Below are 20706 nucleotides of genomic sequence, written 5' to 3'. Positions count from 1 at the left end.
CATATGCCCCAACGTCCCGCCTGAGCAGGGACTTTGGGCCCTGGACAGCGGGCCGGGGGGAGGTACGGGCGCCCGTCGCCGGGGCGGGTCACCGGCTCACGCGGGCCGGATGCGGGCGCGCAGGAGGCAGAACTCGTTGCCTTCGGGGTCGGCCAGCACGTGCCAGCTCTCGGTGCCGGACTGGCCGACGTCGGCGGGCGTGGCGCCGAGGGCGAGCAGGCGCTCCAGTTCGGCGTCCTGGTCGCGGTCGGTGGCGTTGACGTCGATGTGCAGGGGCAGCTTGCCGGCCCGTGCGTCGGCGCCGGGGCTGAGGACCAGGGTGGGCTGGGGGCCGCCGAACCCCGCGCCGGGCGGGCCGATCTCGATGCTTCCGTCGTCTTCCCGGCCCAGCTCGACATAGCCGAGAACCTCGCTCCAGAACGCGGCGAGCCGCTCCGGGTCGGCGCAGTCGAGGACCAGCTCACTGATGCGGCATGCCATGGGCGTCAGTGTAGGCGGGCAGCCGGATGCCCGCGGGGTGACTGGCCTTCCGGGGCCCGCCGCGCGTCGGGCCGTCCCGCTGGCCGTCCCACTGGCCGTGGCGCTGCCGGTCCGGATCGGTTGTCATCGGTACGTCCTCTGGTCGGGAAGATGCGGAGGCGAAGGGCGGGGCGTGGTCGCCGGGCGGTCGGGGTGTGTCGGGCCCGGCTCTGCGGTGGCCTCTGAGGCGTACCAGGCTGCGCTGATGGCCCGTCAAATGTCCTGTGCGGCAGGAGACTTCGGTTCAGGGCGGACCGTGCGGTTACGGCTGCCGCACGAGGTCGGCGCGCGGCGCGCGGGACGCCGGAGCCCGGGGCCTGGGGCCTGGGCGCCGCTGCTCGTCGGTCGGCGTCCGTGAGGCGCCCCCGCCGGATGCGCCGCCGCCAGGTGCGCTGCCACCAGGTGTGCCGCGTTCGACACGTGTGACCGGGACTCCTCGACACGTGTGTCCGGCGTCGGCGGTCGGCGTCGTGATGCGGACGCGGAGTGCTTCTGACGGCCCGTCCCCCGGTCCGGCGCCGGCCGCGGCGGATGCCGGCGGGGCGGCTTTCGGGCCGTCATCCGGGTGTGAGAGGCGCGCGTTCAAGCTCATGATCATGACACGTCCATACGTGTCTGACGGCGTGTAGGCGGCCCGGTGTGTCGCGCCGCGGGACATGTGCGCAGGTAGGGGCGTTGCGGGGGCGGTCGGACCGTCCCCCCGGTGGCGCAGGAGAGCGGCCGTCAGATGTCGTGCCGTGCTCCGAATGCGGCGCTCAAGTGGTGCGGGGCCGCGAGCCCGCACAAGGTGATCACGTCACGACTGTGATCCCGAAGAGCGGGAGTCGTGATGACTCACGAATGGCGAAGGGAACACCCATGCGTATCACTCGTACCCTGTTCACCTCTGCTGCGGTCGCCACCGCCGTGGCCCTCTCCGCTCCGGGAGCGGGTGCCGTGACTGCGGCCACCCTCTCCGGCGCCGTCTCCCACACGGCCGGTGTCGCGGCCAAGGGTGACTCCGACGACCACGGCTCGGACGACGACAGCGACGACCACGGCTCGGACCGCGGCGGTCGCGGCGGCGACGACCACGGCTCCGACGAAGGCGGCCGCGGCGGCAAGGACCACGGCGGCGACAAGGGCGACCACGGCGGCAAGGACAAGCCCCGTGGCGGCGTCCACGCCGGCGGCGGCTTCCTCGCCATGGCTCCCACCGGCGACAACGGCGACGACCACGGCTCCGACGACGACAGCGACGACCACGGCTCCGACCGCGGCGGTCGCGGCGGCGACGACCACGGCTCCGACGAAGGCGGCCGCGGCGGCAAGGACCACGGCGGCTCCGACGAGGGCGGTCACGGCAAGGACAAGCCTCGCGGCGGCGTCCACGCCGGTGGCGGCTTCCTCGCCCAGGACTCCAACAGCATGGGCGCGGGTGCCGCGCTGGTGCTCGGCGGTCTGGGAGTCGGCGCCTACATGCTGCGTCGCCGGCGTACCGCGGACGGCTCCGCTGCCTGACCGGTCTCCGGTCGGCCACGCACCGCTGTCGCGGGTTCCGTAGCCCCGCGCGCTCCGGGCGACACGCCCGGAGCGTGGCAGGGGCCGAGGCGACGAAGTGTCCGCCGGCCCGCAGCCATCCCCATCACCACCGGTTCATGAAAGGCACCGAGCATGTCCGTGCAGCAGCCGTCCCAGAACGAGCAGTCCGGGACCAGGCACAGGGGTCCTCACCGACGTCGGCTGCTGTGGCCCGCGGCGGCGGTCGGACTGGGGCTCGTGCTCATCCACAACTCACTCGGCACCACCACGCAGGCGAGTCTGCCGTATCCGGCCCGCCCCAAGACGGTCGCCTCGGCGGCCCCGCGGCCGAAGGCCTCCGCGAGTCCCGACGGCCCGGCGCTGCCCCGGTCGGAGCCCAAGCGGATCTCGATCCCGGACATCGGCGTGGACGCGCCGTTCACCAATCTGTCGATCGGCACCTCGGGACAGCTCAACGCGCCGCCGGCCGACGACACCAATCTGGTCGGCTGGTTCCAGGGCGGTGTGTCGCCGGGTGAACGCGGCGCGTCGATCGTCGTGGGCCATGTCGACACGAAGACCGGCCCCGCGGTCTTCGCCGGCCTGTCGACGCTGGAGCCCGGCAGCGACATCGACATCACGCGGGCGGACGGCACCGTCGCCAACTTCAAGGTCGACGCCCTGGACACCTTCAGCAAGGCCGACTTCCCCGACGACGAGGTCTACGCCGACACCCCCGACGCGGAACTGCGTCTGATCACCTGCGGTGGGCCCTACGACCGCACCGCGCAGGACTACGAGGCCAACCTGGTGGTGTTCGCTCACCTCGACTCCACGGAGCCGGCCGAGTGACCCTTCCCGGCGACAAGGAGCACAGCATGCCGACGGACCCGGTCGGACGATTCCTGGCGGCCCTCGACCCGGAGCACCGGGACACCGTCGCCGCCGGGCCGCGTGAGGAGCAGGAGCGGCTCGCGGCGGCCTGGGAGCGCGAACTCGAGGCGGACGACGAGCTGGACACCCTCGACGAGCTGTCCCCGTCGGCGGCGGAGGCCGAGGCGGCGCGGCGCGTCATGGAGCGGGAAGCCGGTTAGCGCGCCGTCGGCGCGTCGCGGTACGGCCCTTCGACGGCCCGGCGGTGTCCGCCGGGCCGTCGGCCGTGCCGAGGTCAGAGCATCGGCCGTGCGGCCGTCAGGGGCTGCGCAGGGTGACCGCCGCCTTGTACGTCCGCAGCACCGGGGCCGTCTCGAGACGTGCCACCGATTCCCAGGCCACACGCCGGGTCAGATAGGCGTGCAGGGCCTCCGCGTCCCGGCACAGCGCGTGTGCGACCAGGTTGGCCGGTCCGGTGGTCGCCGCGACCAGGGCCAGTTCCTCGTGACCGGTCAGCGCGGTCGCGACGGTCTCCAGGTGGGCCGGCGCCACCTGCATCCACAGCAGTGCCGACACCGTGATGCCGAGCAGCGCGGGTTCGATGTCCACGTCGAAGAACAGCGCGTCGCGGGAGCGCAGTTCGGCGAGCCGGCGCGCCACCGTGGCCGGTGACGTCCCGGTCGCGGCGGCCAGGTCGGCGTAGCCGGCCCGCGCGTCCTCGCGGAGAGCCGCGAGCAGCGTCCGGTCCGCGTCGGTGAGCAGGTACGGCTCCCCCTCAGCGCGAGCCGGGTCGCGGCCCGTCGCGGCCGTTCCGTCGCGTTCGGTACGCAGCCGGGCCTGCTGGTCCTCGTCCAGGACGTTCACCCTCCCCCGCCATGCGGTCGGCCCGCCGAGATACGTGTGCAGCAGGTGGTGCGCCGAGACGGAGGTGATCCCGGCGGTGCGGGGGATGTCGCGCAGCAGCAGCGCGTGCTCGTCCGGTCCGGTGGGCGCGGTGTGGATGATCGCGACGATCTCGGTGCCGCCGGAGGTCAGCCGTACCCAGGAGGTGTCCGGGCGGCGGGCGAGCGCCACGGCGATGTCGTGGGCGCTGCGCGTCGCGGCCGTCAGCCGTACGAACCACTGGTGGGTGCCCGCGCTGCGCGGTGTCGGGAGGGTCACCACCCGCAGGCCGGCCTGGGCGCGCAGGCGTCGGTAGCGGCGGACGACGGTCTGCGTCGAGGAGCCGAGCACCTCGGCGACGAGGGTGAAGGGGGCGCGGGCGTCCACTTGGAGGGCGTGGATGATGCCTCGGTCCAGATCGTCCAGTGCGAGCATATCCGGCACAGTAGCGCGCCTTGATGGAAGTTATCGACTGTTCGGCGCGCGGAAATGGAACGCCGTCGGGGCGGGCGGGCACGGTGTGGCTCCGGCTTGTCCACCATCCGATTCCCAGGGGGACCGCATGTCTCGCACCGACCGGATCCACCGAACCGTACGGCCCGACGGGGCGGCCCGCACCGACCGCGCATCCGCCGACGCCGACGTCGGTATCGGTGTCGGAGCCGGAGCCGGAGCCGGTGTCGGTGTCGGAGCCGGTACGCCGGGTGCGGCGGAGGTCTCCGGTGGCGCGTCCGCGCCGTACCCGTGGCGCTGGATCGCGCTCGCCGCGCTCCTCGCGGCCGAGGCCATGAATCTGCTCGACGCCACGATCGTCCAGGTGGCCGCACCCGTCGTCCACATAGGTCTCGGCGGGGCGGAGACCACCATTCCGTGGTTCAGCGCCTCGTACACCCTCACGTTCGCGCTCGGGCTGCTGACATGCGCCCGGCTCGGCGACATCCACGGCCGCAAACGCGTGTTCCGCGTCGGGGTCGCCGCGTTCGCCGTGGCCTCGCTGGCGTGCGCGCTCGCGCCGACCGCCGCGGTGCTCATCGCGCTGCGCGCCGTGCAGGGAGCCGCCGCCGCGGCCATCGTCCCGCAGACGTTCGGGCTGATCCGCGCCATGTTCACGGGTGCGGAGACGTCGAAGGCGCTGGGCATGATCGGTCCGGTCATGGGGCTGTCCGCCGTCGCGGGGCCCGCGCTCGGCGGCGTCCTCACCCACGCCGACCCGTTCGGCCTGTCCTGGCGCGCCGTCTTCCTCGTCAACCTGCCCCTCGCGGTCGCCGTCCTGGCCGCCGCGCCCCGGCTGCGCGAGGACCGCGCTCCCGTGCGTCCGCGGCTGGACCCGGCGGGCACCGCGCCGGCCGTGCTCGGCACCGCGCTGGTCGTGTGTCCGCTGGCCACCGGCCGTCCCGGGCCCATCGCGTGGGCGACCGCGGCCGTGGGCGCCGCCGTGCTGGGGGTGTTCGTCGTCCAGCAGCGGCGTGCCGCCCGCCGTGGCGGGGCCCCGCTGATCGAACCCGCGCTGCTGCGCGGCCGCGTCTTCCCGGCGGCCCTGGTCACGTCCACGCTGTTCTTCACGGTCATGAACGGGGTGATGACCGCGGTCGTGCTCCATCTCGAACTCGGCCTGCGCCACGGTCCGCTGGCCGCCGGACTCACCCTGCTGCCCTGGTCCACGGGGCTGGCCGTCGCCTCCTGGGCCGCCGGTTCGCACCTGGTCCCCCGCTACGGCGCCCGGGTCCTGCACGCCGGTGTCGCCGCCTTCGCCTGCGGACTGGCCGGCGCCGCGCTCGCCTACGCGGCCGCCGCTCCCGGCGCCTACCCGCGCGGCCTGCCGTTCGCCCTGGCGCTGACGGGGCTGGGCGCCGGGCTGTTCACGCCGCCGTTCTTCACCGCCGCGCTGGGCGCCGTCGGGCCGCAGGAGACCGGTTCCGCGGCCGGGTTGCTCAACGCCGTCCAGCAGCTCGGCGGAACCCTCGGCGTCGCCCTCGTCGGCGGGGTCTACCTCGGCGCGGCCGGCACTCCGCGCGCCGCGGCCGAGCACGCCCTCGGCGTCGCGGCCGTGCTGCTGGCGGCCACCGCGGTGGCCGCCGGTGTGATGACGGCGCGCCGCCGCCCGGCCTGAACACGCGCGCCGCCCGGACGCGCGCCGCCCGGTGGCGCGCTGTCCGGTGGCGCGCTGTCCGGTGGCGTGTGCCGTCCGTGACGCGTTCCACGGGTCGCGGCGCCCACGGGAACGGGCCGCTCCCCTCCGCCCCCGGGGCGGCCCGTTCCGCGCGTCCGGTGCCGTGCGCCGACACACACTGTTCATGTTGGCGGTGGAATCCCGCTGTCGCGCGAGGGCGTTGTACCGGCATGACTGTGGGAGCGACCATCGACACGACCGGATCCCCCTTGCTCGTCGAGGAGGTGGTGCGCCAGGCGCGTGAAGCGCGGGCGTCCGGACTCACATCCCTCTGGTTCGGCCAGACCTTCGGCTACGACTCGCCGACGATCGCCGCGATCGTCGGCCGCGAGGTGCCCGACATCCACCTCGGCACGTCCGCGCTCCCGGTGTTCGGCCGGCATCCGCTGCTCGTCAACAGCCAGGCGCAGACCGTGCAGGCCGCCACCGGGGGCCGCTACCATCTCGGGCTCGCCCTCGGCACCAAACTGTTCACGGAGGGCGCCTTCGGGCTGCCCTTCGAGCGACCGGTCGCCCGGCTGCGCGAATTCCTCACCGCGCTGCGCCAGTTGACCGAGACCGGCCGCGCCGGGTTCGAGGGCGAACTGCTCACCGCGCGCACTCCGCTGCCCGCGTCCGTGCCCGGCGCCGAACCCCCCGTGCCGCTGCTGGTGGCCGCGATGGGCCCGCAGGCGCTGCGGGTCAGCGGGCGCCTCGCCGACGGCATCCTGCCCTACCTCGCCGGCCCGCGCGCCCTGGAGGAGCACATCGTCCCGGCCGTCGCCCGGGCCGCCGAGGAGGCCGGGCGGCCCGCGCCGCGCGTGGTCGCCTTCGTGCCCGGCGTCGTCACCTCCGACCCCGACCGGGTCCGCGCCGCCGCCCACGAGGCGCTCGGCTTCTACCAGCAGATCCCCTCCTACGCCCGGGTGATCGAGCAGTCCGGCGTCTCCCACCCCGTGGACCTCGCGGCCATCGGCGACGAGAAGCACCTCGCCGACACGGTCCGCCGCTACCGCGACGCCGGCGCGACCCAGGTCGTCGTCTCCGCGAGCGAACTCGGCGGGCCGGAGGACCGGTTGCGCACCTGGGAGGCGCTGGGCGGCCTGGCCTGACCGCTCCGCCGGGCGCGCCCCGTCTGCGACGATGGCGGCGATGGCGACGAAGGTCGCCGCGGACTCGGGGCGAGGGCGGGCGCGGGGAGGACGGCTGATGGACGGCGGGGCGCGGGGCGCCGGGCCCCTCGGCGGGGGCGCGGGGACCGCGAGTCTGCGCGCCCTGCTGTCCTTCGACGACGGGGAGGCCGTACGGCTGCTGTGCGCGCCGGCCGGAGCGGACGCCGCCGTCGGTCATGTCGCCGTGGGCTTCGACGACTTGGGGCCGGGGCGGGGGCATGCGCTGCTGCTGGCCGTCGGCGCGCCCGCCGTGCCCGCGACCGTCCGGCGGGCGGCACGGCGCGGGGCCCGTGCCGTCGTCCTGGGCGGCGTGCCTGCCCACGAGCCCGGTGTGCGGGCGGAGTTGGTCGCGGCGGCCGAGGAGACCGGCGTCGCCCTGCTCGCCCGCGCCGAGGGCGCCGACTGGGGCCAGGTGGCCGCGTTGCTGCGCAGCGCCCTGGCCTACGCCGTCGCCGGGCGGCCCGGCCCGGACGGCGGGGTCGCCGAGGTGAGCGAGGAGGTCTTCTCGCTCGCCTCGCTCGCCGCTCAGGTGGCCGCCCGGGTGGGTGGCTCCATCACCATCGAGGACACCCGGCTGCGGGTCCTGGCCCACTCCGCGACGGGTGAGGAGGCCGATCCGCTGCGCCGCACCACGATCCTGGGCGGCCGGGTGCCCGCGTGGCGGGTCGCCGAGCTGCGGCACAGCGGTCTGCTGCGCGCGCTGTGGACCTCGCCGGAGGTGATCCACCGGCCGGCTGACGCGGACGGGCCCGAACGGCTGGTGGTCGCGGTGCGCGGCGGGCGGGAGGTGCTGGGCTCGATCTGGGCGGCGGCGGACGGCGGCGCGCTGGCTTCCGACGCCGCCGCCCATCTGCGGGCGGCGGCGGGCCTGGCGGCTCCGCTGCTGGTCGGCGAGCGGCTGCGGGAGAGCGGGACGGCACGGCGCCGGGAGTCGGCGCTGCGGGGGCTGCTGGAGGGCTCCGGTCACCGGCGTACGCACGCCTGGTCGCTGGGTCTGTCGCCGGACACGGCGTGCGCGGTCGTCGTGGCCGAGCGCCGGGCCGGCGCGGCGGTCGCCGACCGGGCGCTGGACGTGCTGGCGCTGCAGGCCGCGGCGCTGCGTCCGGGCACCGGGGTGCTGCGGGACGGGGACCGGCTGGTGCTGCTGGTCGTCTGCGACCCGCCATCACCCGGCGGGAACGGCTCGCCACCGCCGGGGCGGAACGGGCAGGGCGGCCGAGCCGGGCGGGACGGGCGGTCTCGCCGGCGGACACCGGAAGGGCGCGGGCGCGGCGACAAGGGGCGGACCGGCGCGGCGGGCGCGCAGACGGAGAACGGCGAAGGCGAGGAGGACGGGACGGGCGGGGAAGCCGGGGAAGTGCTCGCTCTCGTCCGCGAGTTGGACCTGTCGGCCGCGGCGGTGACCGGGGCCGCCCCGGTGTGGGTGGGGGCCGGGCCCGTACTGCCCTCGGTGCGGGCCGCGGAATCCCGCGAGCGGGCCGAACTCGTCGTGCGGGCGCTGCGGGAGCGGGAGGCGCGTGCCGTGGCCGCCGGGCGGCCCCGGCCGCCGCGTCACTCCGGGCCAGCCGGGGTGGACACGACGCTGGAGGTCCTGCGTGTGCTGGACGCTGCGCGGCCGGTGTGGGAGTCGGGGGCGGGACCGGTGCACACGTTCGTGCGGGCGGACGCCGCAGCGGGCGGTGAGCTGCTGCGGACGCTGGCCGCGTTCCTCGACGCCGGGTGCGATGTGCCGGCGGCCGCGCGGCGGCTCGTCGTCCACCCCAACACCCTGCGCTACCGGCTCGGGCGCGTCCGCGAACGGTACGGCATCGACCTGGCCGATCCGGACACCCGGCTGCTGGTCGCGCTGGCCGCCCGGCTCACCGCTCCCCCGCCCGTGTGACCGGCCCGGCCGGAGCCGTGCCGGGTCCGCCGGGTGTGTTGTGCGGGTGTACGAAGGACTGGTCCGGCTTTGTGGCGCGGTCCGAAGACGTCCGGGCCGGCCGGGCGCGACGCTGGTGCCCGGTCCGCCGGCCGCGTGACGGTGCGCGGCCGGGACCGCACTGCCGCCGCCGAGCGAGGAGACCCCCAGATGCCCGCCTCCGCCGACCGCACACCCGGCCCGACACCCGGCCTACCGGCCGTCGAGAACGCACTCGGCCCACTGCCCGCCGACGGCACACCCGGTCCGCCGTCCGCAGAGCGTGAGCCCGTAAAGCATGTGTCCGTGGAGCGTGTCCTGCGGCAGGCCGTGGCCGAGGACATCCTCGGCCCCGGACAGCCGGTGGCCGGGTTCATCGACGTGCGGGGTGTGCGCGAGAGCGTCGCCGGACTGCACGCGGCGTTCACACGTGTGCCGGACGTCCTGCACACCTTCGCGGTGAAGGCCTGCTCCCTGGTGCCGGTGCTGCGGCTGCTGCGCGAGACCGGCATGGGCTGCGAGGTCGCCAGTCCCGGCGAACTGCGGCTCGCCCTGGACGCGGGTTTCCCGCCGGAGCGCATCGTGCTCGACGCGCCCGCCAAGACGCGTCAGGAGATCGCACAGGCGCTGGCGCTCGGGGTGGCGCTGAACGCCGACAACCTCGACGAACTGGACCGGATCGACGCGCTGCGCCCGCCCGGCTGCGCCTCCGTGCTGGGGCTGCGGGTCAATCCGCAGGTCGGCGGCGGGGCGATCGAGGCCATGAGCACCGCGACACGGCACTCGAAGTTCGGTGTGGCGCTGGGCGACCCGGGCGCCCGGGAGCGGGTCGTCGAGGCCTTCGTACGGCGGCCCTGGCTGACCCGGCTGCACGCGCATGTCGGCTCGCAGGGGTGTCCGCTGCCGCTGATCGCCGAGGGGCTGGCCGCGGCCTACCGGCTGGCCGAGGAGATCAACGAGCGGGCCGGGCGGCGGCAGGTCGGCAGTCTCGATCTCGGCGGCGGGCTGCCGGTGAACTTCGCCGACGACAGGACCCTGCCCACCTACGCCGACTATGTCGCCGCGCTGGACGCCGCCGAGCCGGGGCTGCTGGGCGGGCGGTACCGGATCGTCACCGAGTTCGGCCGTTCCCTTCTCGCCAAGAACGGTTTCGTGGCGGCGGTCGTGGAGTACGTCAAGGACGCGGGCGGGCGGCGGGTCGCGCTCACCCACGCCGGGGCGCACATCGCCACCCGCACGGTGTTCATGCCCGAGGCGTGGCCGCTGCGGGCGTCGGCGTACGGGCCGGACGGCGGCCCGAAGCGGGCGCCCGTGCTGCGGCAGGACGTGGCCGGTCCCTGCTGCTTCGCCGGTGACGTGGTCGCGCACGACCGGGCGCTGCCCGAGCTGGCCGAGGGCGATCTGGTGGTGCTGCACGACACGGGGGCCTACTACTTCTCGACGCCGTGGGCGTACAACAGCCTGCCGCGGCCCGCGGTGTACGGCTGCGCGGAGGCCGGCGGCCGCATCGTGTTCGCGACGGTCCGGCGCGCGCAGACGCTGCGGGAGATCTCCGAGGAGAGCGGGCTGGCCCATGCCGACGCCCTGGTGGGGCCGCTGACGGGGGCGCGGCCGCCGTGCTGAGGCGCGGGCGGCGGCGTCCCGGGGGGAGGCCGGCGGGGAGCGGCGCGGAAGAACGGCCGACGTATGCCGTTCCCAAAGAACAGCTTTGATGTTCTCAAAGTACAAGTGTTAACGTTTCTGCCATGAAGTCAGCAGCCGCGCACCGCGCCGACGCCTCTTACGGCGCCGGCCGCGTCGTCATGGGCGTCCCGCTCGTGGCGCGCCTGCACGTCGATCTCTGCCGCTGCATGTCCGCGGTCTGTCGCGCCTGACCGCGTTCCTTCCCGCAGCGGCGCCGTCGACGCTTCACTCACGGTCGCCGCTTCCTTGTTGCCCGTTCCTCCCGTCCCCTTCCGTGCGTCCCCCAGCTGGAGTGTGTCCGTGTCCGACGCCACCGATCCCAAGCCCGCGAAGAGCGGCTTCCGGATACCCGTACCGTTCTGGGCCCAGGTCCTGCTCGGCCTCGCCGTCGGACTGGTCCTCGGGTTCGTCGCCCGCACCTACGACGTGTCGTGGCTGGCCACCACCCTCGACAAGGTGGGCGGCATCTTCGTGCAGCTGCTGAAGCTGGCCGTGGCCCCGCTGGTCTTCTTCGCGATCATGGTGTCCATCACCAATCTGCGGAAGGTCAACAACGCGGCCCGGCTGGCCGGCCGGACCCTGCTCTGGTTCATGATCACCTCGCTGATCGCGGTGGTCATCGGTCTGGCCATCGGCCTGATCTCCAACCCGGGCTCCGGTTCCGACCTCACCGCGGCCGACGGCGCCAAGCCGGACCACGCCGGCAGCTGGCTGGACTTCCTCACCGGCATCATCCCGACGGACGTCGTCACCCCGTTCACCGAGCTGAACGTGCTGCAGATCGTCTTCATGGCGGTCGTCGCCGGCATCGCGATCCTGAAGATCGGCGCGAAGGCCCAGCCGATCCTGAGCCTGTCCGAGTCGGTCCTGGAGCTGCTGCAGAAGGCCCTGTGGTGGGTGATCCTGCTCGCCCCGATCGGCTCCGCCGGTCTGATCGGCCGCGCGATCGTGGAGTACGGCTGGGACCTGCTCGGCGACTACGCCACCTTCACCGCCGACATCTACATCGGCTGCGCGCTGGTCCTGTTCGGCGTCTACCCGCTGCTGCTCGGCACCGTGGCCAAGCTGAACCCGCTGCAGTTCTTCAAGGGCGCCTGGCCCGCGATCCAGCTGGCGTTCGTCTCCCGCTCCTCGGTCGGCACCATGCCGGTCACCCAGCAGTCGGCGATCCGCCTCGGCGTCCCGAAGGACTACGCCTCCTTCGCCGTGCCGTTCGGCGCGACGACCAAGATGGACGGCTGCGCGGCGATCTACCCGGCGATCTCCGCGATCTTCGTGGCGCAGATCTTCGACGTGTCGCTGGGCATCAAGGAGTACCTGCTCATCGCGTTCGTCTCGGTGATCGGCTCGGCGGCCACCGCCGGTCTGACCGGTGCGACGGTCATGCTGACGCTCACCCTGTCCACCCTCGGCCTGCCGATGGAGGGCGTGGGTCTGCTGCTGGCCATCGACCCGATCCTGGACATGATGCGCACCGCCACCAACGTGGCCGGTCAGGCCCTCGTCCCGGTCCTCGTCTCCGCCCGCGAGAACATCCTGGACCGCACGAAGTACGACACGGCCTCGGCCTCCGCGGTCGACGACCTGGAGAGCGTCTACAGCGAGCCGCAGCCCGCGGCGGCGTCGGCCGCCTGACCCCGACGACCGGCCCGCGCCCGGCCGCCCCTTCGCTCCGCCCCCTGCCGACACCCGTCGGCAGGGGGCGGAGCGCTGTGGGCGGCCAGGGCGCGAAGAGGCCGGCCGGCGGGCGACGGTCGGAAACCGGTGACCGGTGAGGCGTACCCTGCCCGCATGGACGCTCGTGTGCTGCCCGACCCGCCGATACGCGGCGCGATGTCGCCGCCGTCCGCGCCGCTCCGGGGCCGCGCCTTCGAGGCGGTCTCACGGCTGCTGGAGGCGGGGCGCGTCCTCGTGCTCAGCGGCGCCGGCATCTCCACCGAGTCCGGCATCCCCGACTACCGCGGGCCCACGGGCAGCCGCCGACGGCACACGCCGATGACGTACCAGGAGTTCACCGGCAGCGAGGAGAGCCGCCGCCGTTACTGGGCCCGCAGCCATCTGGGGTGGGAGGCGATCACCGCCGCGCGGCCGAACGCCGGGCACCGGGCGGTCGCCCGTCTGGCCGCGGCCGGCGCCGTCTCGGACGTCATCACGCAGAACGTGGACGGCCTGCACGCGGCGGCGGGCACCCGCGAGGCGGTCGAACTCCATGGCAGCCTGCACCGGGTCATCTGCCTGACCTGCGGCAACACCGTCTCGCGTGCCCATCTCGACCAGCGGCTGCGGGAGGCCAACCCGGGCTTCCGTGACATCGCCGCCCGGGTCAACCCCGACGGCGACGCGGAGCTGGCGCCCGAGCAGGAGGCCCATTTCCACACGGTGCCCTGCCAGGTGTGCGGCACCGGGACGCTCAAGCCGGACGTGGTCTTCTTCGGCGAGAACGTGCCCAAGCCGCGGGTGGCGCAGTGCTACGAGCTGGTCGACGCGGCGTCCGCGCTGCTGGTGGCCGGGTCCTCGCTGACCGTCATGTCCGGCCTGCGGTTCGTGCGCCGGGCGGCGAAGCAGGGCAAGCCGGTCGCCATCGTCAACCAGGGGGCGACGCGCGGCGACGACCTGGCCGCCGTACGGCTCGGCCTGCCCCTCGGCGCCACCCTCACCCGGCTCGCCGACCGGCTCGGCGCATAAGCACGGGGGCAGGCGCAGGCGCAGACGCCAGGGCGCAAGGGCAGACCGCCCGCCCGGCTGGCCGGCTCAGGCCGTCTTGCGGGCGGCCCGGTACAGCGCCTCGGAGGTGGACAGCAGCTCGCGCTGCTCCTCCTCGGAGCCGACCATCGGCTGGGAGCCGTGCAGCGGCACCTGCGCGCTCTCGGGCAGGAACTTCACGGTGACCAGGCCGATGACGCCGGCCGCCATCAGGTAGTAGGCGGGCATCAGGTCGTTGCCGGTGGCGCCGACCAGGGCGGCGGTGACCAGCGGGGTGGTGCCGCCGAACGCGGCGACGGCGAAGTTGAAGCCGATGCCCATGGCGGCGTAGCGGACGGCGGTCGGGAAGAGGGCGGGCAGGGTGGCGGCGCTCGGCGCGGCGAAACCGGCCAGCAGGGTGGACAGGATCAGCACGCCGAGGATCGGCGGCCAGGTGCCGTGCGCCTTGATCAGCAGGAAGGCGGGGACGGCGAGGACGATCATCGCGGCCGCCGCGACCGCGTACACCGGGCGGCGGCCGACGTGGTCGCTGAGCCGGCCGATGAAGGTGATGAGCAGCACGATCCACACCATGCCGATCAGCACCAGGAGGTCGGCGGAGCCGCTGGAGCGGTGCAGGGTCTCGGTCTGGTAGGTGGGCAGATAGCCGGTCACCATGTAGTTGGTGACGTTGTAGAGCAGCACGATGCCCATGCAGACCAGCAGGGCCTTCCAGTGCTTCCTGACGATGGTCCTGAACTCGCTGCCCGCCGACTTCTGCGCGAGGGACTTCTCGTGCTCGTCCAGCTGCTGCTGGAAGGCCGGCGACTCCTCCAGCTTGAGCCGCATGTACAGGCCGATGGCGCCGAGCGGTCCGGCGATGAGGAACGGCACCCGCCAGCCCCAGGCCAGCATCTGGGCGTCGGTGAGGGCGAGGTTCAGGACCGTGACCAGGGCGGAGCCGAGCGCGTAGCCGACGAAGGTGCCGAAGTCGAGCCAGCTGGAGAGGAAGCCGCGGCGGCGGTCGGGCGAGTACTCGGCCACGAAGGTGGTCGCGCCGCCGTACTCGCCGCCGGTGGAGAAACCTTGCACCATACGGGCGAGCAGCAGCAGGACGGGGGCGGCGATGCCGATGGTGGCGTAGCTCGGGATCAGGCCGATGGCGAACGTTCCGATCGCCATCATGATCATGGTGGTGGCGAGCACCTTCTGCCGGCCGAGCCGGTCGCCGAGGGGCCCGAAGACCAGACCGCCGAGCGGCCGTACGACGAACGCGGCCGCGAAGGTCGCGAAGGAGGAGATCACCTGGGCGCCCGGGGAGGCGCCGGGGAAGAACACCTTGCCGATGGTGGCGGCGAGGTAGCTGTAGACGCCGAAGTCGAACCACTCCATGCAGTTGCCGAGGGCGGAGGCGCCGACCGCCCGCTTGAGCAGGGGCGGTTCCACGACCTGCACGTCCTCCTCGCGCAGGGCTCGTCTGCTGCGCCGGAGTCTGCGGGTCAGCTCCTCGCGGACCTGTCGCGGCATCGTCGCGAGAGCGTCCCGCAGCCGCTCCGTGCCGAGGGGGTCGGTCTGTCCTTCAGGTGTCACATCGGCCACCACACCACCTTGCCCCCGAATTCGCATGTGTAACGCGGCGATGTGCGAAGAAGATCGTCAGGTGGTGTGCGGGTCCGCCGGATGCGCGGGGGCGCCCTGCCGGGCGGTGTCGACGAGGGCGCGCAGGCAGGCCATGAAGAGGGGGTGGTGCGCGGGGGCGTCGTCGTGCCGCAGGACGGCGCCGAAGTACTGGCTCAGGGCGCCGCCCACGGCGGAGCCGATGACGGCGTGCATCGGGTGGGTCTCGGGGAGTCCGGTCGCGGCGGCGAGCGCGGGGCCGGTGAGGCGTACCGCTTCGGCCAGTTGGCTGCTGCCGTGCGCCTTGAGCGCGGGGTTGGCCTCGAACATCGCGGTGAGCAGGGCCAGCAGTTCCGGGTCCAGGGCGTCGGCCTCGCCGGTGAGCCAGGTGTCGACGACGTCGAGGAAGCCGGCGCCGGGGCGGGCCTTGAAGACGGCGGAGAGCCGGGCCGCGATCTCGTTCGGCACGGACAGGGCGATCTCGTGCTTGGAGGGGAAGTACAGCGAGACGGTGCGGGGGGCGACCTCGGCCGCCTCGGCGATGTCGGCGATGGTGGTGCCGTCGTAGCCCCGCTCGGCGAACAGGCGCATGCCCGAGCGCCTGATCGCCTCCCGGCGCCGGGCCTTGCTCCGCTGTCGGTGGGAGGTTCCGGTCTCGCCAGTCATGGCCCGTAGCGTAGCCGGGGCGGGCGGCGGGCGGACGGGGCCGCAGCGCATGGGCGGGCCCCGTCCGGGCTCTCGGGCCGCGCCGCCTCAGGTGCATGTGGCGGCCGGGTCGGTCACGTCTCGTCCCAGGTGACGAGCATCTTCGAGAAGCCCTTCACTCCGGAGCCGGTCTTGCGTTCGAGGTCGGCGCCGGTGCCGGCCAGGCGCAGGCCGGGCAGCCGGGTGAGCAGGGTGCGCAGGGTCACCTGGAGTTCCATCCGGGCCAGTTGTGCGCCCAGGCAGTGGTGCGGGCCGTGGCCGAATCCGACGTGCGAGGCCTCCTGCCGGGCCAGGTCCAGTTCCTCGGGGCGGGTGAAGACGGCGGCGTCGCGGTTGGCCGCCACGTTGGAGGTGACGACGGGTTCGCCGGCGCGCACCACGCCGCCGCTCAGCTCCACGTCCTCCAGGGCGTAGCGGGCGATCCCGGCGTCGCCGAGCGGCACGAACCGCATCAGCTCCTCCACCGCCTGGGGCACGAGGTCCAGGTCGGCGCGGAGGCGGGCCAGCTGGTCGGGGTGGTCGAGCAGCGTGTGCACGAAGTTCGGGATCTGGCTGGCGGTGGTCTCGTGGCCCGCGACCAGTACGCCGACGCCCATGGCCACGAGTTCGTCCTCCGAGAGCCGTTCCTCCTCGTCGCGGGCGGCGACCATCACGCCGAGCAGGTCGTCCGTGGGCTCCTTGCGCCGTTCGGCGATCAGGGCGGCCATGTAGGCGGACAGTTCGCCGGCGTACCGCTCCACCTCCTCGGGGGTGAAGCGGGTGGTGGACAGCAGGGCGTCCGACCAGAGCCTGAAGCGGGTACGGTCCTCCAGCGGCACGCCGAGCAGTTCGCAGATCACCGTGACGGGCAGCGGCAGGGCGAAGCCTGCCACCAGGTCGGCGGGCGGCCCCTGGGCGATCATGGCGTCGACGAGTCCGTCGGCGATCGCCTGGGCGCGCACCCGCAGTTCCTCCACCCGGCGGACGGTGAAGGCCTTGGCGACCACACGCCTGAGCCGGGTGTGCTCGGGCGGGTCGAACTCCAGGATGTTGCCGGGCAGGCCGCGGTAGGGGCGGGTGCGGGGCTCGTCCTCGGTGACCGCGCGGGCCCGGCTGAAGCGGGGGTCGCCCAGTACGGTCTTCACGTCCTCGTAGCGGGTCACCAGCCAGGCCGCCTCGCCGTGCGGCAGCCGTACCGGGCACAGCGGCTCGTTCTCGCGGAGCTGTTCGAAGCGCGGTTCGACGTAGAGCTCGTCGGTCGCCTTGAACGGGTAGGGCCGAGGATTGCTGATGGTCATGAGGGGTGCCGCCTCTCGTGGGGGGAGAGCCGTCCGCACCGGACCGCGCGCGCCGGTCTTACCGCCTCGCAGGCGGCCGGTGCCCGCGTCCGGTGCCCGGACCGTCGCATTTCTCCAGTATTCGGCACCCTAGGCAATCGTGCAGGAGGCTGCAATATTGCTTTCGGACGCACGGTTCCTGGCCGAGACCGTCGTCTCGCGCAGGTACGGATCAGGGCTTCGCGGGACGGCCGCACGGACGCGGCGAGGTGGGGGCCGGTGTCGCCGGCCCCCACCTCCGGACTGCGGGCTATCCGGTCGTCACGGATTGACGCAGCCGATCGAGCCGATCGGGTAGTCGTTGCCCGTGGACGTGGCGGTGAAGCCGAAGGTGACGCTGCCGTCGGGCGGCACGACCCGGTTGTAGTCCGCGTTCGTCACCGTGACCGTGCCGTCGGCGGCCGTCGTCAGGGTGCCGTTCCAGGCGGTGCCGATCCGGGTGCCGGCGCCCGGCTTCCACGCCACCGACCAGCCGTTCAGCGGCGTGGTGCCGTGGTTCATCACCTCCACCGAGCCCTGGAACCCGCCGCTCCAGGAGTTGGTCACGGAGTACACGGCCATGCAGGAGCCGGTGTGCGGGTCGCTCGGGGTGGGGGTCGGCGTGGGGGTGGGGGTCGGCGTGGGGGTCGGGGTCGGCGTGGGGGTCGGGGTGGGCGTGGGAGTGGGAGTGGGCGTCGAGGAGCCCTGGCCGCGGATGCCGGTCACCTCGCCGTGGCCGCCGTCGAAGACGACGTCCGAGCAGGAGAAGAAGTTCTCCTGGCTGTCCGAACGCACCCACTGGATGAACACCAGCGCGTCGCCGGAACGGCCGGAGGGCAGCTTCAGGTCCCAGTAGTAGTGGCCGCCGTTGGTGCCGGGCGAGCCCACCTGCGGCGGGTTGGTGATCGTCTGGATCAACTCCAGGTCGGACCAGCGCAGTTGGGCGGTCGGCGACCAGCCCGCCTTGGTCACGTAGACCCGGAAGTCGCCCGGGTGCGCGGCCCAGTTGCTGTACTGCGCCTGGATCGTCGCCCCGGAGGTCAGGTGCGTCCTCGGCCAGTCGGCGCGGGCGGCGTTGTAGGCCGAGAAGTCGTACGGCGACCGGTCGCCCGCGCTGCACAGGGTGCCGTCCGGCACGTAACCGGCGCCCCGGCCGCCGGCATTGGAGTCGAGCACGGCGAACCAGTTGTACAGCGCCGTCGCGCCGCTCTTGGCCAGCGCGTCCTTGCAGGCGGGGTTCGTCGGGTCGAGGGCGCCGGTGCTGGTCTGGGCGTCCAGGTAGCACAGGTAGGTGCGCGATCCGGGGAGCATCGCCACGCCGTGCGCTTCGGCGCGGCCCTGCCCGAGGAGAGTCAGCCCCAGGGCCGCGAGGAGGGTGGCGAAGGCCGCCGCCACCGACAGGAGTCTGCTGCGTCGAGCCACGTTCGGTCCTTCCGTCGGACGAGGATGATCCGTTGCGTTGTCGTCGTGATCCGTTCGCGTTCTCGTCGTGCGGTGTCCGGTGAGTGCTGGAGCCCCCGCCCGCCTGGGGAGCGCGCCGCCGGACGGACGAGGGAGTGCGGGACCGGCGGCAGGGGAGCGCTCCCCCTCCACCCCACGGAAGTGGGAGCGCTCCCAGCACCGGTTGCACGGGACTGTAGGAGCAACGCATGTCCCTGACAAGATTGTGGACGCGAGGAGCTGGGAGACGGTGGACGAAGGCCTGGTCAGAGGGCTTTCGGTCGGCGCGCGGACCATGGTCCGCGGCCCGGTGCGCCTCCGAAAAGTTTCGGTGTGCAAGGCCTTCCACGAGACGCGGGTCCCGGCAGGGGGCGCCGGACGAGTCCCCGCGCCGTGCTCAGGCCGACTCGCGGATCACCAGCTCGGTGGGGAGCACCACGTGCCGGGAGCCCGCCCGGTGCTCATCCGTCTCCGCCAGCAGCAGGCGGACCATCGCGCGGCCCATCTCCGCCATCGGCTGGCGGACGGTGGTGAGCTGCGGGACGGTGTCCCGGGCCAGCGGGAAGTCGTCGAAACCGATGACGGCGACGTCCTCGGGCACCCGGCGGCCCGCCTCGCGCAGGGCGGTGAGCGCCCCGGCGGCGGTGGTGTCGGAGGCGGCCAGCACCGCGTCGACGTCCGGGTGCCGCGCGAGGAGTTCGGCCATCGCGCGGCGGCCGCTCGCCTCGGTGAAGTCGCCCTCGGCCGTCCAGGACGGTCCGCCGCCCAGGCCCGCCCGTTCCAGGGCCTCCCGGTAGCCGTTCAGCCGGCACTGGGCGACGTACATGTCCAGCGGCCCGGTGATGGCGGCGATCGCGGTACGGCCCCGGCCGAGGAGGTGGGCGACGGCGTCGCGGGCTCCGCCGGTGTTGTCGGCGTCGACGTAGGCGACGCGTTCGGCGCCCGAGCGCCGGCCGAGCAGGACCGTGGGCAGCCGGGCCTCGGCGAGCATGTCGGGCAGCGGGTCGTCGGCGCGTACCGACACCAGCAGCACTCCGTCGACCCGGCCGCCGCGCGCGTACTCCACGAACCGCTTGCGCTCGTCGTCGGTGCGGATGAGGGTGAGCAGGAGCTGGACGCCGGTCTCGGCGAGGGCGTCGCCGACGCTGTGCACGGTCTCGGCGAAGAACGGCTCGCCGAACAGCCGCCAGTCCCGCTCCGTCATGGCGAGGGCGACCGCGTCCGCGCGCCGTCCCGCCAGGGAGCGGGCCGCCAGATTGGGGACGTACCCCAGTTCCGCGATGGCCTCGCGCACGGCGCGCCGGGTCGACTCCTTCACACCCGCCGCGTTGTTGACGACGCGCGAGACGGTGCCCCGCCCCACACCCGCGCGGGCGGCCACCTCCTCCAGCGTCGGCGTGTCCGGGCGCCGCCTGCCCATGGCCACCTCCCCCAGGGAAGCTTCGATCCTACGGCCCCGGCGCGCCGCGCGCCCCCGTAACCGATCTCCCCGTGCCCGCCGCCGCCCCGACGCGGGCGGGCGAAGAGGTGACCGATGGCTTCCGGCGGCCCGCGGCACCGTGAAATTCCCGGGGGGTGGGGTAGGTGATGTTCCAGCCAGTGAATCGCGCACACCAGTGGAGGACTCCATGTTCGAGGCCCAGGACATCCGCGAGTGGCGGGGACACCCCGTGCACGGGGGCGACGGCAGCAAGATCGGCGAGCTGGAGGCCGTCTACGTCGACACGGTCACGGACGAGCCGTTCTTCGCCACCGTGAAGACGGGCATGCTCGGCCGGCAGCGGCTGGTGTTCGTGCCGCTCGCCGGGGCGACCGTGAGCCCCGGCCATCTGAACGTCGCCTACGACAAGAAGTACGTCAAGGACGCCCCGTCCATCGACACCGACGGGGAGCTTCCCGTGGGGGACGAGCCGGCGGTCTTCGAGCACTACGGGCTGCCGTACGAGACCGGGGCGGCCGGGCAGCGGCGGCTCGCCCGCCGGTGAGGCGCCGGCCGTCCGCGGCCCCGGCCCCGCCCGGGCCCACGAGTCCCTGACCACCGCCGCTTCGGCAGCGCTCTGCCGGCGGCCCGAGAAAGCGATCGGAAAATGCTGGCCCTCTTCCTGTTCCTCGTCCTGGTGGCCGTCGTCCTCGGAGTGATCGGCGTCGCCGCTTCCGGTCTGATGTACCTGCTGATCATCGGCATCGTGGTGTTCGTCGCCGATGTGCTGCTGCTGGGTCTCAGGCTCGGCGGGCGGCGCGGCAGGCGTCCGGCGCGCTGAGCGCGGCATGGCGGAGCCCGCCGGTGAT

At 73.9% G+C, this 20706-nt stretch carries 19 protein-coding genes; 12 read left to right on the top strand and 7 right to left on the bottom strand.

What is annotated here, in order from left to right; translation table 11 throughout:
- Nucleotides 1-96: 96 nt before the first annotated feature.
- Nucleotides 97-480 carry a VOC family protein gene (locus tag K7787_RS08705; protein ID WP_223001018.1) on the bottom strand — a complete coding sequence of 128 codons (384 nt, stop codon included), beginning with the start codon at nt 478-480 and terminating at the stop codon, nt 97-99.
- An 897-nt stretch (nt 481-1377) separates the two neighbouring features.
- Between K7787_RS08705 and K7787_RS08700 the strand changes: the two genes are divergently transcribed.
- The 3 genes from K7787_RS08700 (at nt 1378) to K7787_RS08690 (ending at nt 3113) form a co-directional block, all read left to right on the top strand.
- Nucleotides 1378-2019: a hypothetical protein gene (locus tag K7787_RS08700; RefSeq protein WP_223001017.1), complete on the top strand. Its 642-nt coding sequence runs from the start codon at nt 1378-1380 to the stop codon at nt 2017-2019.
- A gap of 153 nt (nt 2020-2172) precedes the next feature.
- Complete coding sequence (locus K7787_RS08695; RefSeq protein ID WP_169438697.1) at nt 2173-2871, top strand: class F sortase; 699 nt, start codon at nt 2173-2175, stop codon at nt 2869-2871.
- Between the two features lie 26 nt (nt 2872-2897).
- Nucleotides 2898-3113, top strand: coding sequence for a hypothetical protein (locus K7787_RS08690; protein ID WP_027758369.1), 216 nt, complete (start codon nt 2898-2900; stop codon nt 3111-3113).
- A gap of 97 nt (nt 3114-3210) precedes the next feature.
- On the opposite strand, the gene K7787_RS08685 is transcribed toward K7787_RS08690, so the two are convergent.
- The gene (locus K7787_RS08685; RefSeq protein ID WP_223001016.1) at nt 3211-4209 is read right to left on the bottom strand and encodes an Lrp/AsnC family transcriptional regulator; all 999 of its coding nucleotides are present in this window, start codon (nt 4207-4209) and stop codon (nt 3211-3213) included.
- Between the two features lie 127 nt (nt 4210-4336).
- Here K7787_RS08685 and K7787_RS08680 point away from each other — a divergent pair, with 127 nt between their 5' ends.
- From K7787_RS08680 to K7787_RS08655, 7 genes are all read left to right on the top strand, one after another.
- Nucleotides 4337-5884, top strand: coding sequence for an MFS transporter (locus tag K7787_RS08680; protein ID WP_223001015.1), 1548 nt, complete (start codon nt 4337-4339; stop codon nt 5882-5884).
- A gap of 230 nt (nt 5885-6114) precedes the next feature.
- Nucleotides 6115-7035: an LLM class F420-dependent oxidoreductase gene (locus K7787_RS08675; RefSeq protein WP_223001014.1), complete on the top strand. Its 921-nt coding sequence runs from the start codon at nt 6115-6117 to the stop codon at nt 7033-7035.
- A gap of 97 nt (nt 7036-7132) precedes the next feature.
- Entirely contained in the window at nt 7133-8977 is a 1845-nt protein-coding gene (locus K7787_RS08670; protein WP_223001064.1) for a helix-turn-helix domain-containing protein, read from the top strand.
- 189 nt (nt 8978-9166) lie between these two features.
- Nucleotides 9167-10618 carry a type III PLP-dependent enzyme domain-containing protein gene (locus K7787_RS08665; RefSeq protein ID WP_223001013.1) on the top strand — a complete coding sequence of 484 codons (1452 nt, stop codon included), beginning with the start codon at nt 9167-9169 and terminating at the stop codon, nt 10616-10618.
- A gap of 122 nt (nt 10619-10740) precedes the next feature.
- The gene (locus K7787_RS32065) at nt 10741-10869 is read left to right on the top strand and encodes a hypothetical protein (protein WP_282107236.1); all 129 of its coding nucleotides are present in this window, start codon (nt 10741-10743) and stop codon (nt 10867-10869) included.
- A 109-nt stretch (nt 10870-10978) separates the two neighbouring features.
- A complete protein-coding gene (locus K7787_RS08660; RefSeq protein ID WP_019983666.1) occupies nt 10979-12313 on the top strand; it encodes a dicarboxylate/amino acid:cation symporter in 1335 nt (444 codons plus the stop codon).
- A gap of 198 nt (nt 12314-12511) precedes the next feature.
- The gene (locus K7787_RS08655) at nt 12512-13363 is read left to right on the top strand and encodes an NAD-dependent protein deacetylase (protein ID WP_372456630.1); all 852 of its coding nucleotides are present in this window, start codon (nt 12512-12514) and stop codon (nt 13361-13363) included.
- Nucleotides 13364-13429: 66 nt separating this feature from the next.
- Here K7787_RS08655 and K7787_RS08650 read toward each other — a convergent pair whose 3' ends face one another.
- The 5 genes from K7787_RS08650 to K7787_RS08630 form a co-directional block, all read right to left on the bottom strand.
- Complete coding sequence (locus tag K7787_RS08650) at nt 13430-14962, bottom strand: MFS transporter (protein ID WP_372456626.1); 1533 nt, start codon at nt 14960-14962, stop codon at nt 13430-13432.
- Nucleotides 14963-15016: 54 nt separating this feature from the next.
- On the bottom strand, nt 15017-15643 hold the full coding sequence (locus K7787_RS08645; RefSeq protein WP_037725458.1) for a TetR/AcrR family transcriptional regulator: 627 nt from the start codon (nt 15641-15643) through the stop codon (nt 15017-15019).
- A 113-nt stretch (nt 15644-15756) separates the two neighbouring features.
- Complete coding sequence (locus K7787_RS08640) at nt 15757-16959, bottom strand: cytochrome P450 (protein ID WP_223001010.1); 1203 nt, start codon at nt 16957-16959, stop codon at nt 15757-15759.
- Nucleotides 16960-17259: 300 nt separating this feature from the next.
- Complete coding sequence (locus K7787_RS08635) at nt 17260-18399, bottom strand: lytic polysaccharide monooxygenase auxiliary activity family 9 protein (RefSeq protein WP_223001009.1); 1140 nt, start codon at nt 18397-18399, stop codon at nt 17260-17262.
- Nucleotides 18400-18814: 415 nt separating this feature from the next.
- Nucleotides 18815-19837 carry a LacI family DNA-binding transcriptional regulator gene (locus tag K7787_RS08630; RefSeq protein WP_223001008.1) on the bottom strand — a complete coding sequence of 341 codons (1023 nt, stop codon included), beginning with the start codon at nt 19835-19837 and terminating at the stop codon, nt 18815-18817.
- Between the two features lie 208 nt (nt 19838-20045).
- Here K7787_RS08630 and K7787_RS08625 point away from each other — a divergent pair, with 208 nt between their 5' ends.
- Complete coding sequence (locus tag K7787_RS08625; protein WP_043262453.1) at nt 20046-20402, top strand: PRC-barrel domain-containing protein; 357 nt, start codon at nt 20046-20048, stop codon at nt 20400-20402.
- Between the two features lie 102 nt (nt 20403-20504).
- Nucleotides 20505-20678: a hypothetical protein gene (locus K7787_RS08620; protein WP_019983658.1), complete on the top strand. Its 174-nt coding sequence runs from the start codon at nt 20505-20507 to the stop codon at nt 20676-20678.
- The last annotated feature ends 28 nt before the right edge of the window (nt 20679-20706 follow it).

This window comes from Streptomyces sennicomposti (assembly GCF_019890635.1).
In the GTDB taxonomy this organism is placed as follows: domain Bacteria; phylum Actinomycetota; class Actinomycetes; order Streptomycetales; family Streptomycetaceae; genus Streptomyces; species Streptomyces sennicomposti.
This window is presented reverse-complemented; position numbering and strand designations above follow the sequence as displayed.